Raw genomic sequence first — 14474 nt, forward strand, 5'->3', positions numbered from 1 at the left:
GTCAAACCCAGACGCACTGTTCGACCGTGTGGTTAGCTTCACTCCCTCTTGAGGTTCTGAAACATCTCGTGATTGGTGTCAAGGCTATAGATACCCGATCGAGAACCGTTTCATCTCCGAACCGGTTCTGAACTGGTTACGATTCTGGCGCGTGCTCCGGCACCACCGTCACCGGCCAATCGCTGTCCAGCATCACTGCCTGCACGACACTCCCGAACAGCACTTTACCGACTGGCGACCGACCGCTAACACCGAGGACAATCACGTCGCTGTCCTGTTCCGCAGCGAACTCGAGAATCTCCTCGGCCGGTTTACCACTCCGTTCGTGAACAGCAAACTCGAAGTCGCTAGACTCGAGAAGGTCGATGGCGGCTTCGACCGAGGAGGGGATGCGATCGGTGCTACGGACCTGTTCGGCCATTTCCTCGGCATAGGTTTCGGCGAAACTCTCTCCGGCGGCCCACTGGGTGTCGCTCGACACGTCCTCGTGAACGTGGACAATGTCGACGGTGAGATCACCGGCCGCTACGGGAAGCTCAAGGACAGCCTTGACCTGTGCGCGCGCTCGTGATTCGCTCTTATCGACTGGGAGTAGGACGCGGTACATACCTAACCATTCTAATTTGAACAGTAAAGGTATTCACCCGGGTCCACTACGTGTGTGAACCGTTTCCCGGTCAAGAGGGTCGAGAGATCGAGGATTTCTCGTCATTAGAGACAGTTCTGTCTCGGACAATCTAGGGATATCTGGCCTACGCTGCCTTGTGAGCGCCAGCAAACAATAGCTTGGACGACGAATAGAGTGAGCGGTCCGTGAGACGCGCGCCGTTGAAAGCACCATTGACCTCCTCCTCCGCGTAAACGCGGAGGAATCCCACCATGGGATTTCAGGCCGAGTGTGGCCTATTGGTTTCAAGACGCATACGTTCCAAGCGTCTCCTGCTGGGTTTCAGCATCGGCTTGGCTGTCTTGTGGCCCGGTCAAAGAGGCCCCATCCGTAGCCGAGTCATCGTCACCGGCCTTCTGTCGGGAAGTTCGGTCGTTTTGGTGGTGACTCTCTCCACTACGGTAGCGGTCGGCAATGTTTATCGCCCCGTTCACGTCGGCTTGGTACTCACCGAGCCAGCAAGCATCGTTCGAGCAGCGGAACGTCGCCTGTCGTGGCCGGTAGCCGTGGTCACCGCACGCGTGACACGCTTTCGAAGTATTGCGCGGATTCACCGTCTCGACGGGAATCCCCCTCTCAGCGGCTTTGTAGCGAATCTGCGCGTGGAGCTTGGCAAATCCCCACCCGTGCAACCGTCGATTCATATACTCGCCGTAGTCCATCGACTCCCGAATGTACATCAGGTCTTCGAGAACCAACACTGGGTTCTCGACGGATTCAGCATGCTCTATGACTTCGCGAGTAACGCGGTGGAACACATCGTCGATTCGGTTCCACAGGTCGTCGCCAAAAGACTCGGCGAGACGGTCGCTGCCGCGTTTCTGAAGCCGTCGCGTGGTGGTGAAGTAGGTTTTGCGGAGCCGACGAACGGTTTTGCCCTCGTCGGCCCATAGTTCGGGGCGAACAGGAGAACCGCGCTCGTCGCGGTGACACACCGTGACGAGTGACGCTTCCCCGATATCCACTCCAATAGGTGTTCGCTCGTTGGCGGACACTTCGGACTGTTCTGCCACCTCGCGGGTAGCGGTGACGTGGAGAAACCACGTTCCCTCGCGCTCGAATAGCCGGCTTTCGCCCATTTCGGCGTCGCCAGCGTACAACGCTTCCAGCCAGTCCCGCTGTTCGGGGCTCGGTTGGGCTGGCAGCCAAAGGCAGTAGTCCTCGTGGTGCGGAATTTTGACGTACCACTCGATAGCGTTCTCGGGCTTGTGATCCAGCTGTAAACCTTCGTTGGTGAACCGAACAGGATGGTCCTCAGACAGCTCGTCCGCGTTGTACGTCGTCGTGAGTTGTGGGACGTACTGCTTGAGCGCATTCTTCGCGTATCCCGAAAGGTCGTAGTTGACCACTATGTCGTTTGTGTCGGTCTGTGTGGTACAGTCGGCATCGAAGGCTTCTTGAAGGGCGTACTGATAGGCATCTCGTGTTTCACGGAGTTTCCGCCGCTTGTGGGCGTTCGGATCTACCAGTTTGAGTTCCAGCGTCTTCGTGAGTTCCGTCACGAACTGCCCTCCTTGTGCTGTTGGATGTAGTTCTCGATAGTTTCGCTGGAGACCTCTCCCGCCGTCCCTGCGTAGTAGCCTCGTGCCCAGCCGATTTTCTCGTCGTCGTGGTCGGCGTGGCGGTGGTTGTACTTTCGCGAACTGATACCCTTGAACCAGTTGGCGAGTAGTGCCGGCTCGTTCTTGGGCGGGCTACTGACAAATAGGTGAACGTGGTCGGGCTGTACGGTGAGATCGAGGATTTCGACGCCTTTGTCGTCGGCTATTTCGTGGAGGATGGTTCGCACACGGTTGGCGACCTCGCTTTCAAGGACCGACTGAGGGTACTTCGGCACCCACACTATGTGGTAGTTGAGGTTGTAAGTCGCGTGCCGTGTGGTCTTCATCCGTGGTGTACACTATAGAACTATAGAGTGTTAATACTGGTGGTGAATCGGTGGAAATCCAGTATTAGCGGGACTCGTGGTTGATGCACTATGCCTATCGCTTGACCTCCGCCTAAAGACGGAGGTATGCGCTATCAGTCTATATCAGTCGTCGCCGAGCACCCCTTCCGCCACGGCCATATCGTCGACTGCTGGGTCGTCTTCGGACTTGCGGAGCACGAATCGCTTACGTATGAGGTCAGCAGCGTAGATGACCGTCCCGAGGATTATGAGCGTATCACCCGGGAGTCGGGCCCAGAAGAGCGTTTGGATGATCGGTTGGTTGTAGAAGGCGAGGCTTCTCCCGGCAGCGTAGCTGCCAGTGAATATCGCTTCTAACTGAAGGAACCCGACTGGAAGCACGGAGACGAACACCATCAGCGCGAGTCCGACGTTCCAACACCAGAAGGCTGTACGGAGCCACGACCCATCCCAGCGGTCCGGTTCGATGGAGAGCTGCAACATGTAGGTGACCATCCCCAGTGCGAGGAAGCCAAACGCACCGAACATGGCCGCGTGGGCGTGGCCGACTGTGAGGTAGGTGCCGTGCTCGTAGTAGTTGATGAGCGGGAGGTTGATGAAGAAGCCGAGCACGCCGGCCCCGACGAAGTTCCAGACACCGCTGGCGATGATGAACATGAACGGTAGCCGGTAGGGGAATCCACCGCTTTCGTTCATCGCCTGGTACTGGCCCAGTGCCTCGTAGAGGATGAACACCAGCGGGATGAGCTCAAGCGTCGAGAAGACACTCCCGATAGGGACCCACATGTCCGGCATCCCGACCCACCAGTAGTGGTGTGAGACCCCGATGACGCCGGTGCTCATCACCAGCAGCGCCTGTAACATCACCGCCTTCTCGGCACTCCGACGGCTCAGCAGGTTCATCGACACGAGCGTCAGCCCGACAATGGCGACGATGAAGAACTCGAAGGCCCCTTCGACCCACATGTGGACGACCCACCACCGCCAGAACTCTGTCACCGCGATGTTGGTCGTCGGTGTGAAGAAGAATCCGGCGGTAAACAGCAGCGCAATGGACCCGCCCGCGTACAGGATCATGTGCGCGAGTCCGTAGGGCGGTTCCCGATCCAAGAGGGGCTTGAGCCCCCGAATAGAGAGCACTGCCCAGAGGCCAAAGCCGGCCAGCAGGCCGGCCTGCCAGACTTTGCCGACTTCGAGATACTCCAGTCCCTCGTTACCCAGTAGCCACCATAGGTTCCCATCCAAGTAGCCGTTCGACCCGAGCCAGATACCGCCCAGCCCGCCGACGGTAACCACGACGATAGCACCGAGCAGTCCGTTGACGAGTTTGGACTGATGTTCCGGTTCGTGGCCCGTCAACAGCGGCGGCAGAAATAGTCCTGCGCCGAGCCACGTTGCGGCTATCCAGAGGATTCCGAGGTCGATATGCCACGTCTTGGCCATCGCGAAGGGGAGTATCTGGAGGAGATGGACACCGAAGATCTCCTCGATGCCGAAAAAGCCGGCCCGTTCGATGTAGAAGTGAGCGAGCAACCCGCCCAACAACACCTGTGCTAAGAACAGCCCGGCCGCAACCGGAACGAACCGCAACGCAGACCGTTGACTCGGGAAGACACTCACGTCGCCCGGCTTGGGGACTGAGAGCCCCTCTATCGACGGCTCGGGGAGTTGAACCGAATTGTATAGCCAGATACCGAATCCGGCACCCGCCACAAGTAGTATCATTGCGATAACGCTCCACGTCATCGCTGCACCGGTGGCGTCGTTGCCGGCGTCGGGCGCGTACGGCCACTCATTCGTGTAGGAGTGATCGCTGTTCGGGCGGTCGGTATGAGAGAACCACGCTGTCCACATGGCGAAGTCTGCGAACTGTCGTGCTTCCGCTTCGCTTTCGATCATGCCCTCCGGGACACCGCGTTCGTGACTTCCCTCGTGATACCGCTCGACGTACTCCTCACGGACCTGCGTGTGGGCGTACAGTTCCGCTTGAGAGTACTCAATGTTCCCACCGTCGTAGCCACCGTCCAGATCGGTCCGTACGATGTCGTCGATAGCTGCTTGCTCCTCGGACGGGAGCGAGTCGTACGTGTCTCCGTATCGCTCTTCAGCGTAGTACTTCCGCATGAACTGCGTCTTCAGTTCGAGTGCGTCAGCGGTGTAATCCTCGCCGTAGTACGCACCATTCCCGAGAATAGACCCGTGGTTCATCAGCCCATTTCGCTGGAAGGTTCGTTTCCCATCCCTGATGTCCTCGTCCGTAACTAGGGTCTGTCCGTCCGGACCTGTAATCTGGTCCGGAATCGGCGGGGCTTCTTGGTAGGCAAACCACGCGCCTGCGCCCATCACCACGAGGTTGAAAATGAAGGCCGCCGCGATGACCTTCGCGATCGTCTTGCGCTGGAGCTCCATATCGGAACATGGCCACTGGAATTGCTAAATCAGCTTCCCGAACATATTACCCAAAGTCCCCATGACCTCCTCTGCCACATGAATGCGGAGCAAGAGGCCACTGTCTTCGAGATTGTCGGTCTTCACTTGGCCTCGGACTTCCAGATTATTACTAGTCATAAAAGACGACCGGTAAACGATGCAACTCTGTTTGGCGATGGCCTCGAATCAGCCATCCAGAAGCCAAATTCGACCACAAGAAAGACGGTCTAAACAATCGACGAACGAGGACGAATCAGAGGACCGCATCAATCGCGAGTTGGCCGGCCATGAGAAGGAGGAGGCCCTGAACGAGACGCTCAAACCGGTCATTCGGAATATGTGGGCGGAGACGGGCCCCGAGGATGAGGCCGACGAGGACGATAAGCGCTGCAAGACCTCCAAGGATGAATTTCTGGAACCCGAAGCGACCGGCGACGACAAGAGTTGGTAATCGCACGAGCTGTGGGACGACTAATGCAGCGGCCATCCCGCCAATGAAGACTGCCCGTGGCGAGTCTCGGGTCTGCAGATAGAGGTATGGTACGGCGGGTGGGCCCGCTGCACCGACCCCACCACCAAGGACACCGGTCACCACTCCAGAGATTAGGCCAAATTCCCGGCGTTCTGCCACCTGAGAGGTGTGTGATTCGTACTGCTGTGACAGGAGGAAGACGAGAATATAGCCGCTCAGAGCGAGATAAAGGATGGGAACGGGGACGACCAGCAGTCCGAACGTGCCAATAATCGCACCGGGAACGAGACAGAGGAAAAAGAGCCAGTGGTCATGCATCAACTGCCAAGGTATCCCAGTGGTCACTAACAGCCCGATTTCGGAAACAGCGATCGGGAACATGAGCACCATGAGCGTAGACTTTGGTGGGAACAATTGCAGGAGCAACGTCGCCGAGACGAGGCCAACACCGAACCCAAGGGTACCTTTGACGATCCCTGCCACGAGAAGACTCCCTACTGCAAGGAGTAGGACAAGGGGGCGAAGCTCGGGGAACAGCATCGTCGTGATAGCAGCTTCTGTGGTCGCCCTGTTGAAGCTGCCGGCGTCCTCTCTTGCAGACACTTCGTCAGTCAAGCACTCTATCGAGCGGTGGATTGTCTCGAGTAGTGTCAGAGTCATCCTGCGGCTAAAGCCGCAGGTATGCTCTTTGATTCTGTATAATCGTCGGCATTGCTGGTGGGGGAGACAATGTTTTGTGTTTGTGTACACAAACACAAACTATGGGGACGAAAACCATCGGTGTTCGAGATGACGTTTATGAACGCCTGAAAGCCAGAAAGCGCAAGGATGAGAGTTTCACGGAATTGATGGATCGACTGTTAGACGAATCGCCAGGCGACTGGCGCGACGGGTTTGGGGGACTCGAATCGGAAGCGGCGGCGGATCTTGAACGCATTGCCGCCGAGTCTCGCACTAACATGAGCAGCGGCCTCGCGACACGCCAGCAAGAAGTGCTCGAAGAACTCGCCGATGCGATGGAGACGGAGTCAGAGTCTGTATGTAGAGAAGGGGACGAATGAAACTCCTCGATACGACGTTTCTCATCCATTATTGGGCTGGCCGAGAGTCGGTCGCGGACTACCTGACGGCCCACGACGACCAGGAGTTCGTGACGACGACGCTGAATATGAAGGAACTCGCGGTTGGGCGGGCGATACAGGGGCAACTCAGCCCTGCTGAACTGCGTGCGAAGTTCGAATGGACGACTATCATCCCCTTCGACTTCGACCACGCCGTCGTCGCTGGGGAGCTAGAAGCGAACTTGCGCCAAGATGACGAACTGAATCAGGACAAGATCAATGCCCTCACTGGTGATCTCCTGATCGCAGCCGTCGCGAAAGACCTCGGGGCGACTATCGTGACGCAAAATACGGTTGGCTTCGAGATGCTTGACAGCGTGCGTGTCGAATCGTATTGAAATCCCTCTATTACCGTGCAAGGGTGAGCGCTGTGTCGATATTCCCAGACCAAGGGTTTCCGTGTCCAGGCAAGAGTGTTACCGGTCCTAGACTTTCGAGACGAGCGAGCGACGCCTTGGCCTTTTCGTGGTTGTCGTCGGCGGACTCGAGGAGTTGTGGATCACCCTCTTGTTGGGTGAAGATATTCCGTGTAGCGAGGACGTCACCACAGAAGAGGACATTACGGTCTTCGACGAACAACGCACATGACCCGGCGGTGTGGCCAGGCGCGAAGATCACACGTGGCTCGCCTGGCACCGGGAGGACATCCCCGTCGGTGAGCGGTTCAACATCGGCAAGCGACTCGACGGACCTGACACCGTCGCGGAGCATTTCAAGGGCGTAGGCGAAAAACCGCGGCCGCCAGAGGTTTCGCAGATACCAGCCGGGAGGATTCTGGGGGTGGCTGCGGAGGCGAGGCACGTCGTCGGGATGACAGTAGACAGGAACGCCCCGGTCGGCTAGGGTCTTGGCGAAGCCGACATGGTCTACATCTGCATGTGTCAGCACGAGCGCGGCGACATCGTCGAGTTCGTAGCCGTTGTCGTCGAGCCACTGGTCGAGCTGAGACCAGTGGGCGGGGAGGCCTGCGTCGATAATCGTTAGTTTTGCATCCGCTTCGAGGACGTACCAGTTGATCCGATGGGTGCCGAATCGGTAGACGCCTTCAGCCACTTTGCGATTCGTGGCTCCAGTTTTGTCGCCCGTCTGAGAGCGGCTCATAGTCTCTCTTCGACGGCGTCATAAATAGCAATGCACTCGGACTCTCGCGGGGTTGATAGTAGGTGCAATCATGCAGCACCACTCAGTCGAGAACGGTGGGTCCCCTACTGAGGAAGGCGGTCACCTGCTATGACATGCCAGCGACGTGGTTCTCGTAGACTCCTGCCAGCGGCAGGGACTGAACACACATCATATGGGAATCAGTCTATAGCTGTGTGAATCGCTGACAGTATCTTTTTCACAGTCGATGACACTAGAGTGATTGGACCCTGGCACCCCCCAAGTGACGAACTTGCCTGCAGGGTCTCCTCCCTGGACCGCCGGGTGTGTCGCCTGGCGGTTCGGACGATCAGAATCAATCTACTGTCTGTGGTGTCCTGGTCCAGACCGCTTGTAGCGGTATCGCTGCGCCCCTCAGTCGGACGTACTGAAAGCGTGCTCGGCGTCCCATTTCGGGGCCGTCGTGTTCGTGGTCGTCCCTCCCATGACACGGCTGGACCTGTACGCTTCACATGGACTCTGGGATTGACAACCGTTGACGCATGATCCGTAGATGGACGCTGAGCGGTACCCACCGTCTGAAATGGCTCACGACGCCATCACCCTCTTAGCGTCCGTAGGTGTATCTGCGAGGCCGTCGTCAGGTCGGCCTCGCTTTTGCGAGACTGTTTGGAAAGACCAGTGGGAGTGACGAGGTGCAGGTGGGCATGGTTAGCTGGGGAATCTGGTTGCGGTGGGGCTAGCCGGCGTCGGGCAGCGGCGCGGTGGGACGCTCGTTGGTTTGGGATCTCGGTGCCCAGGAGCTGCTTGATGCGTATTGTGGGAGGCTGGAAGCGGCGACTGGAGGGAAAGCCACGCTAGTCACTTGGCTCGGCGCAGAGTCATCAAGCCAATCGAGACAGGTCCCAGCTGTGGATCGAGATGTGGAGAGCCTGCTGAGCAATTCAGCCTTGTTGAAATCCACAGCAGGTAAGATATTCTGACTCGATGGAGTCAGTACAGATTGGACAGAGACCAAGGGACTTGGTCAACTTTCGGGCGTTCCACATAACATCCCTTCGCTGACAACCCTATTGTCTACCTCACTGGATTGATTTACCCAGAGTACGTGCGCTTTGCTGTTACAGTCAGATGGCTCTACGGGAACGGTATATTGCCCAGATACGTTCGCAGTATCAATCGCGAATACGTACTGTCCTGATTGACCCATCCTGAAACCGAGTGTTTCATTGGATTCGAGCCGGACTGACTCTTGATATATTGTCTCGTTACGTCCGTATAACACCGAGACGTTGAATGTTCGGCTTGCCGTTCCCCTATTCCAAACGTACACACCGACGGTCCCGTCGAATTGTGCCGTTGAAGGGGTGCCGATGACGTAACCGTGATTGGTGTCTGGCCACCCCTCGTGTTCAGGAAACGGCCACGGGATGCTCGGATTGGTAATCCCGTGGTCTTGGGCTGATACCGAAGGAGGAGACTGCAATGGAGTATTCGTTGACTGTGGTTCTACTGGCGTACTCGGCACCTGTGATTGTGTTGGAGCATTCGCTGTTGGTGTAGACTCCGCTGTTAACCCAGAACACCCACTCAGCACTAACAGACAAGCAACGAAAAGAGCAAAACGGCACATATCGGATATTGCCTCGATTATGTAAAGTGTTTTGTGGATGACTATTAAACAATCGGTCAATACGCAGGCTCATCCTCACAGCGTATTCAGTCCCGCTCCGCTGCAATCAGTACACCCAGATCGGTCAGTGTAGAGTACCTATCTATCAGGGTAGGAACTGAAATTATGATGGAGAGGCGACGATTGTTCCATTTGTTTGTGGAGCAGGAGCGGGTCCTGGTCCATCTATTGTTGAGCGCAAGACCGTCGTCTCATTCACAGAGTAGGCGCCGGAGACACGTTGGTCGCCTGCTTCAGCAGGTTGTCCTGACTGGCTGACCGTCGTCCCGAGTGTATACTCCATCCGAACGAGATAGGTGTCCGTTTCGGGGGACTCGACAGACGCCGAAATGAAGCTCACTTGCACTGTAGTGAGGGTTCCAGAGGAGTTGTTGGCCTGCGCGATCATCCGCCGGTAGACAACTGCTCTTTCGAATTGCTTCGTATAATTCAGAACAGTTTGATTCGTCAACGACGAAGGCAAGTCTGGATAGGCAGGAGCAGTAACGGTTGCGTCTGTGCCGTTCGGCGAGGCAGTTGAAGTCGTGTTATCTCCGGCATTTACTGGCCCTCCTAAACAGCCCGCATTAGCAATTACAACGGCGAAGAGGGCAACAGCCCATAGCTTCCGAATGTCCATACAGTAACAATTCTGCTCATCATCGGGTAACCCCTCGGAAGGGTCAAATAGTAACTGAGCAGGTGACTAATTCGAAGGCTTACTCACCCGGTTCATCCGATTAATCCCTGTTGCAGTCATTGCACGCAGACCGGTCACTTCCCTCGGGTTCAACCTGCACGACGTGACAGCCGTACAGGTCGGCCTTGTATTCGAGGAGCGTGATGAACTGTCGCCACGCCGCGTCCTGCTTGCTCCGAGCGTTGTGCGACTGCTCCAGCATTCCCTTCACATCAAGGTCTTCCACGAATACGGCGTCGTACTCGCGGACGAGCCACGTCGTAATCTTATGCTGGTACACGGGCAATTCGTGAGTCGGTGCCGACTATCGCTGTTGACGTCGTCGCGCCGAACGGAAGTCGCCACGACGCGTGGACACTCGACGCTGTGTTACGTGATCGGGAAAGCGTGCCGCCCGAAGTGCTTCGTGAATTAGCGTTGGCCGGGCCAACGTTGCAGCCGGTGCCATCCCAAGCCGGGTATCAGCATGTCGTGGCGACGATATAGGTCGACAGAACGCTAGTTATTCTCTTGGTTCACTTACCGCCCATCAATGTGTTTTCGATCTCGCAATGTTGCCCCTCCCTTGTAGCTGCCACCGATAGGCGGATAGCTTGAGCCCACTGTGGAGTTATTGGCCTGATTCTGTCGACCCCCACGGAGTTGAAGCAAGACATAGATCGTTTCGCCGCTCTGGCGAATCGTGTTTCAGATGGACCCTCGTGAGGTTGAAGTAGCCGAAACCCGCCGACAGCGACACAAACTGTCGGTACTAAGAACAGTTCAATAATATCATACTCCATCGGTGTCACCAAGCTCCCATCTTACTCGTGCAAGAAATAGAGGGTGCAATCAGGTTGGCGTTGTCGACTTGCCGGACTCAGCCATCTGCCAGACAGTGAGGCCTCCCGCCAGACCGAGCCCGACTGCGAACACGAACAGGACGGCGTAGATTCCAGTGGTAGCGACCAGCTCTCCAGCCACTACGGGTGCAACGAACGACCCTAGCCACCCGGCTACGCTCGCGAGCGAAACGGCCGTCCCGGCAGCCTGAGGCTCAACAAATTCCTGAATCGACTGATACATGAGCCCGATCTGAAGCTGGACGAATACCCCTGCGAGAACGAGTATCGCAATCAGCACCGCAATCGTCGTGCTGTAAAACATCGCGACCGCGAGTACGGTGGCTCCGACGAACGAGGCGGCGAAGACGGGCCGTCGTCGTTGATCCAGTACCGTATCCGAGAGCCATCCCCCAATCGGTCGGGCGAGAATCCCGACCGCAGGAAACAGCGCGACGAACGTGCCGCTCTCGGCCAGTGAGACGCCGAACCGTCGAGTGATGTACGTCGGCATCCACGAATTGAACACCATGTACAGCGAGTAGCCCAGAATCGTGACGACAAGGATCGCCCACACGTTCCGGTTCCGAATCACCCTTTTAAAATCGAGTAGCGTTATCGGGTCCGTAGACGGGTGGCACCGCGGTACGCGCCCGACAGCGACGTAGAAGGCCAACGACATCACCAGCACCGCGATGCCGAAGACTGGAAATACCCGCGGCCAGCCCACGACCGCGGCGACGCGTGGCGCACTCAGTTGTCCGAGCGCGTATCCTGCCGGATAGCCGGAGATGATTACCGATGTTGCCGTCGCCCGCCTAGCCGGTGGAAACGTACTCGCCGCTACATTGATACAGGTTACCCACAACACGAACATTCCAACGCCGGCGAGTAATCGCGAGGCGATCAACAGCGAGACGGTCCCCCCGCTCGCAGCTAACCAGTCACCGGTGCTGCCGATGAGCAACACAGCTGCTGCAACCGGAACCGTCGCGCGGGTCTCGACGCGGTCTAGATAAATGCCGACTGGAATACCAATTACTGTTGCAGCGACCTGTGGCATCGAGACAAGTGCGGCCGCTGTGGCTTCAGTGATCCCGAGGTCGGTCATCACCAGCGGGAGGATACTGGCTGGCGTAATCAGGTATGCACCGACGAACAGGAGCAGTAGCCATCCGGCCGTGATGGTTGCCCCGCACCACACTGAATCGTCGGCGAATTTACGATCGTCAGTCAGTCCGTTCACTGTCCTCCATCAGGGACGATATGATGAGCCGCTCGATTCCACGTCGAAGAAGACCACCGGCTGCTGGCTGAGAGATGTCTAGTTCAGCGGCGACCTCGCCGAGAGTTGCGTTCCGTGGTTCTTCGAAGTACCCCGCTTCGAACGCGACGAGGAGTGCCTCTCGTTGACTGTCGGTCAACCCGGCATCGGTATTACCCAGACTGGCGTATTCAGTCACGTGCAGTAACTCGATGTCAATGTCGTACCGTCGTGCATTCTCCCAGAGTTCGGCCAGGTTCGTTCGTTCGGGCATCCATACTGTGAATATCCAGGTGTTTCTGTCGTTCTTCATGTCGAGAACGACACCGTTCGCGGTCGAGATGACTGGTGAGAAGACCTTTGCTTCGTCCGTATACTCGAAGCTATAGATCGCTTTCCCGTCTCTAGTTTCGATAACCTGTTCGAATTCGCTAACGGTGTGGTCGTTCCGCAATCCGTTCTCGAACTGGCGGAAGTCAGCTGACTCTACGTGATAGAAGAACTTTCCTGACGTTGGGTCAGTTCCTGCCTCTGATACTGACCTGACGTTGGAAGTTCGGTCGTGAGCGACTGTCTCTGTGAGCACTACGTCGGGATGCTCGATTTGGACAACCGCTTTAATATCGGTCATCGTTCCGTGAGGTAGGCGGTTTGAGTCTATGGCCGTTTGTAAGCGACCGTTTTTGCGATATTCGGTACGAACCATCATTTTCGTAGTACTGCATCTTTGGAGAACCGACGCTCATGCCTCCATATCGTCCGTCCTCGACGGAAAGGTGCCAGAACGGTGACTTCCGAATCCGGGTCGAGATCACAAGGTCGATATCTACGTCGCCTGTTTGACGCAGATTTCTGGGAACGGTGTGATCCGACTGGTTGACGCTGAGATGGTTTAGGTGATGTTGGTTTGCAGTCATTATTATTTATTTCGGTGGTTCTACGCCGTGGTTGAACAGCTGTCCCCAGAGACGCTCGAGCCGATTGATTCCAACCGGCGGGGTGGCCCCCGCGGGGAGGTAGGGTTCTGGGTCGGTCGCTCTGTTTCGATCGTCGGCACGGGTTCTCGCTGCCATATGACCGACTGAACAGTCCGTGACAATATTGGTCTGTAGCTTATTCATATAACCTTTTTATGCCGGGTTTAGAAGAGCCCGTGGATTTTCACCGTCCGTGCCTCGCTGGGTTGAGAGCGGTGAGGCTGGCGAGTGGCGACCATCGAAACGACAGTCGTCATGAAGAACGTCGTGAGAGAGCGTTGATATACGCCGTCTTCGTTCTGAGTTAATTTATCGCAGCTCTGCCAAGTCGTGCGTTCATTCTGTCCTTCCACCGTATCAGGGACCCTCAGAGCAGCGCCCAACTACTGAATACACGTTCTCTATTCAGCAATCCGTTCCTCTCGGAATTATGGATAGTCGCCCTCCCGCGTTGTAATACTGAGGCTTCGTTCCGAGTTGTGGACGATGCACTTGGTGACGAGTTCGCGAAACTGCTTCCACTAGATGCGTGACCGGATCGAATAGCTAACGGGAGTGTTTGACGGTGGAAACGACAATTAAGACGCTCGAAGTCACGCCCTTTGCTTGTTTATAATCCCTTAGCGACAAGAAGGTCGATACAGAACGTGGCAACATGCCTTCCGATCGTCACGCTCAAAGGCGCTCCCCGAGTTCCATGTTCCCACCGACTGCTCACTCGCTCGATTAATGCCCACTCAACCCAACGACCCCCAAGCAGACGATACTAGCAGTGATGACCCAGAGCAGCGTACTCAGTCGATGTGGGGACTCGTCACTGGAGCGAGTCTTATCTCGACAGGACTCGCTGCCTATGAAATTGTCCCGGCAAGTGTGACGCCACTCATCCGTGACTCACTGCAGATTGGACCGACAATCGCAGGGTTCCTCGTTGGAGTCATGTTTGGCACTGCAGTGATCGCAAGCCTCCCTGCTGGAGCAGCACTTGATCGGGTGGATTCCCGGACCGCGATGGCCCTCGCGGTTCTCACATTGCTAATCGTAGGGACATGGGGATGGATCGCTGGTCACGATGGAAACTACCGAGCGGTGATCGCATCACGAGCGCTTGGTGGGGTCGCCTACGTTGTCGTCTGGAACGCTGGCATCGATATCGTGAGTCGAGCAGCGACGCGCGAACATCGAGCGACAGCTGTCGGCATCTTCACCGCGAGCTGCCCAATTAGCATTGAGTGGTGAAGACGACGAACTAGCTGCTTTGGTGGCCGAGATTTGCCGTGAGGTCGATACAGTTGGCGAGATGGTAGAAGCGACACAGGACGGCACGTCAAATCAGTGGC

Annotated in this window: 11 protein-coding genes and 2 pseudogenes; 4 read left to right on the top strand and 9 right to left on the bottom strand. The window is 56.7% G+C overall.

The genetic code is table 11. The annotated features are described in order from the left end of the window. Nucleotides 1-136: 136 nt before the first annotated feature. The 5 genes from EGH23_RS19730 to EGH23_RS19750 form a co-directional block, all read right to left on the bottom strand. Nucleotides 137-607, bottom strand: coding sequence for a universal stress protein (locus tag EGH23_RS19730; protein WP_220581701.1), 471 nt, complete (start codon nucleotides 605-607; stop codon nucleotides 137-139). Between the two features lie 305 nt (nucleotides 608-912). Beyond that, nucleotides 913-2169 (bottom strand): RNA-guided endonuclease TnpB family protein, encoded by a 1257-nt coding sequence (locus EGH23_RS19735; RefSeq protein ID WP_220581702.1) that lies wholly within the window; start codon nucleotides 2167-2169, stop codon nucleotides 913-915. Beyond that, nucleotides 2166-2555: an IS200/IS605 family transposase gene (tnpA, locus tag EGH23_RS19740; protein WP_220581703.1), complete on the bottom strand. Its 390-nt coding sequence runs from the start codon at nucleotides 2553-2555 to the stop codon at nucleotides 2166-2168. Before tnpA ends, EGH23_RS19735 begins: the two co-directional genes overlap by 4 nt. Nucleotides 2556-2699: 144 nt before the next feature. After that, a complete protein-coding gene (locus EGH23_RS19745; RefSeq protein WP_220581704.1) occupies nucleotides 2700-4985 on the bottom strand; it encodes a nitric-oxide reductase large subunit in 2286 nt (761 codons plus the stop codon). A 274-nt stretch (nucleotides 4986-5259) separates the two neighbouring features. Next, nucleotides 5260-6138 (bottom strand): sulfite exporter TauE/SafE family protein, encoded by an 879-nt coding sequence (locus EGH23_RS19750; protein WP_236044958.1) that lies wholly within the window; start codon nucleotides 6136-6138, stop codon nucleotides 5260-5262. Nucleotides 6139-6239: 101 nt separating this feature from the next. On the opposite strand from EGH23_RS19750, the gene EGH23_RS19755 reads away from it, so the two are divergent. Beyond that, nucleotides 6240-6539, top strand: a complete 300-nt coding sequence (locus EGH23_RS19755; RefSeq protein ID WP_220581705.1) for an antitoxin VapB family protein — start codon at nucleotides 6240-6242, stop codon at nucleotides 6537-6539. Then, complete coding sequence (locus tag EGH23_RS19760; RefSeq protein WP_220581706.1) at nucleotides 6536-6937, top strand: type II toxin-antitoxin system VapC family toxin; 402 nt, start codon at nucleotides 6536-6538, stop codon at nucleotides 6935-6937. Before EGH23_RS19755 ends, EGH23_RS19760 begins: the two co-directional genes overlap by 4 nt. A gap of 10 nt (nucleotides 6938-6947) precedes the next feature. On the opposite strand, the gene EGH23_RS19765 is transcribed toward EGH23_RS19760, so the two are convergent. Together EGH23_RS19765 and EGH23_RS19770 are read right to left on the bottom strand one after the other, a co-directional pair. Further along, the gene (locus tag EGH23_RS19765; protein ID WP_220581707.1) at nucleotides 6948-7700 is read right to left on the bottom strand and encodes an MBL fold metallo-hydrolase; all 753 of its coding nucleotides are present in this window, start codon (nucleotides 7698-7700) and stop codon (nucleotides 6948-6950) included. A gap of 2424 nt (nucleotides 7701-10124) precedes the next feature. Beyond that, nucleotides 10125-10349, bottom strand: a pseudogene (locus EGH23_RS19770) (IS200/IS605 family accessory protein TnpB-related protein); the annotation flags it as partial. A gap of 8 nt (nucleotides 10350-10357) precedes the next feature. Here EGH23_RS19770 and EGH23_RS26540 point away from each other — a divergent pair. After that, nucleotides 10358-10558 carry a hypothetical protein gene (locus tag EGH23_RS26540; protein WP_328766572.1) on the top strand — a complete coding sequence of 67 codons (201 nt, stop codon included), beginning with the start codon at nucleotides 10358-10360 and terminating at the stop codon, nucleotides 10556-10558. Nucleotides 10559-10903: 345 nt separating this feature from the next. Here the strand turns inward: EGH23_RS26540 and EGH23_RS19775 are convergent, their stop codons facing one another. Next, entirely contained in the window at nucleotides 10904-12139 is a 1236-nt protein-coding gene (locus EGH23_RS19775) for an MFS transporter (protein ID WP_220581708.1), read from the bottom strand. Further along, nucleotides 12123-12788, bottom strand: coding sequence for a helix-turn-helix domain-containing protein (locus EGH23_RS19780; protein ID WP_220581709.1), 666 nt, complete (start codon nucleotides 12786-12788; stop codon nucleotides 12123-12125). Before EGH23_RS19780 ends, EGH23_RS19775 begins: the two co-directional genes overlap by 17 nt. 1147 nt (nucleotides 12789-13935) lie before the next feature. On the opposite strand from EGH23_RS19780, the pseudogene EGH23_RS19785 reads away from it, so the two are divergent. Beyond that, nucleotides 13936-14358: pseudogene (locus tag EGH23_RS19785) on the top strand (MFS transporter); the annotation flags it as partial. Nucleotides 14359-14474 lie beyond the last annotated feature (116 nt).

This window comes from Haloarcula nitratireducens, assembly GCF_019599505.1.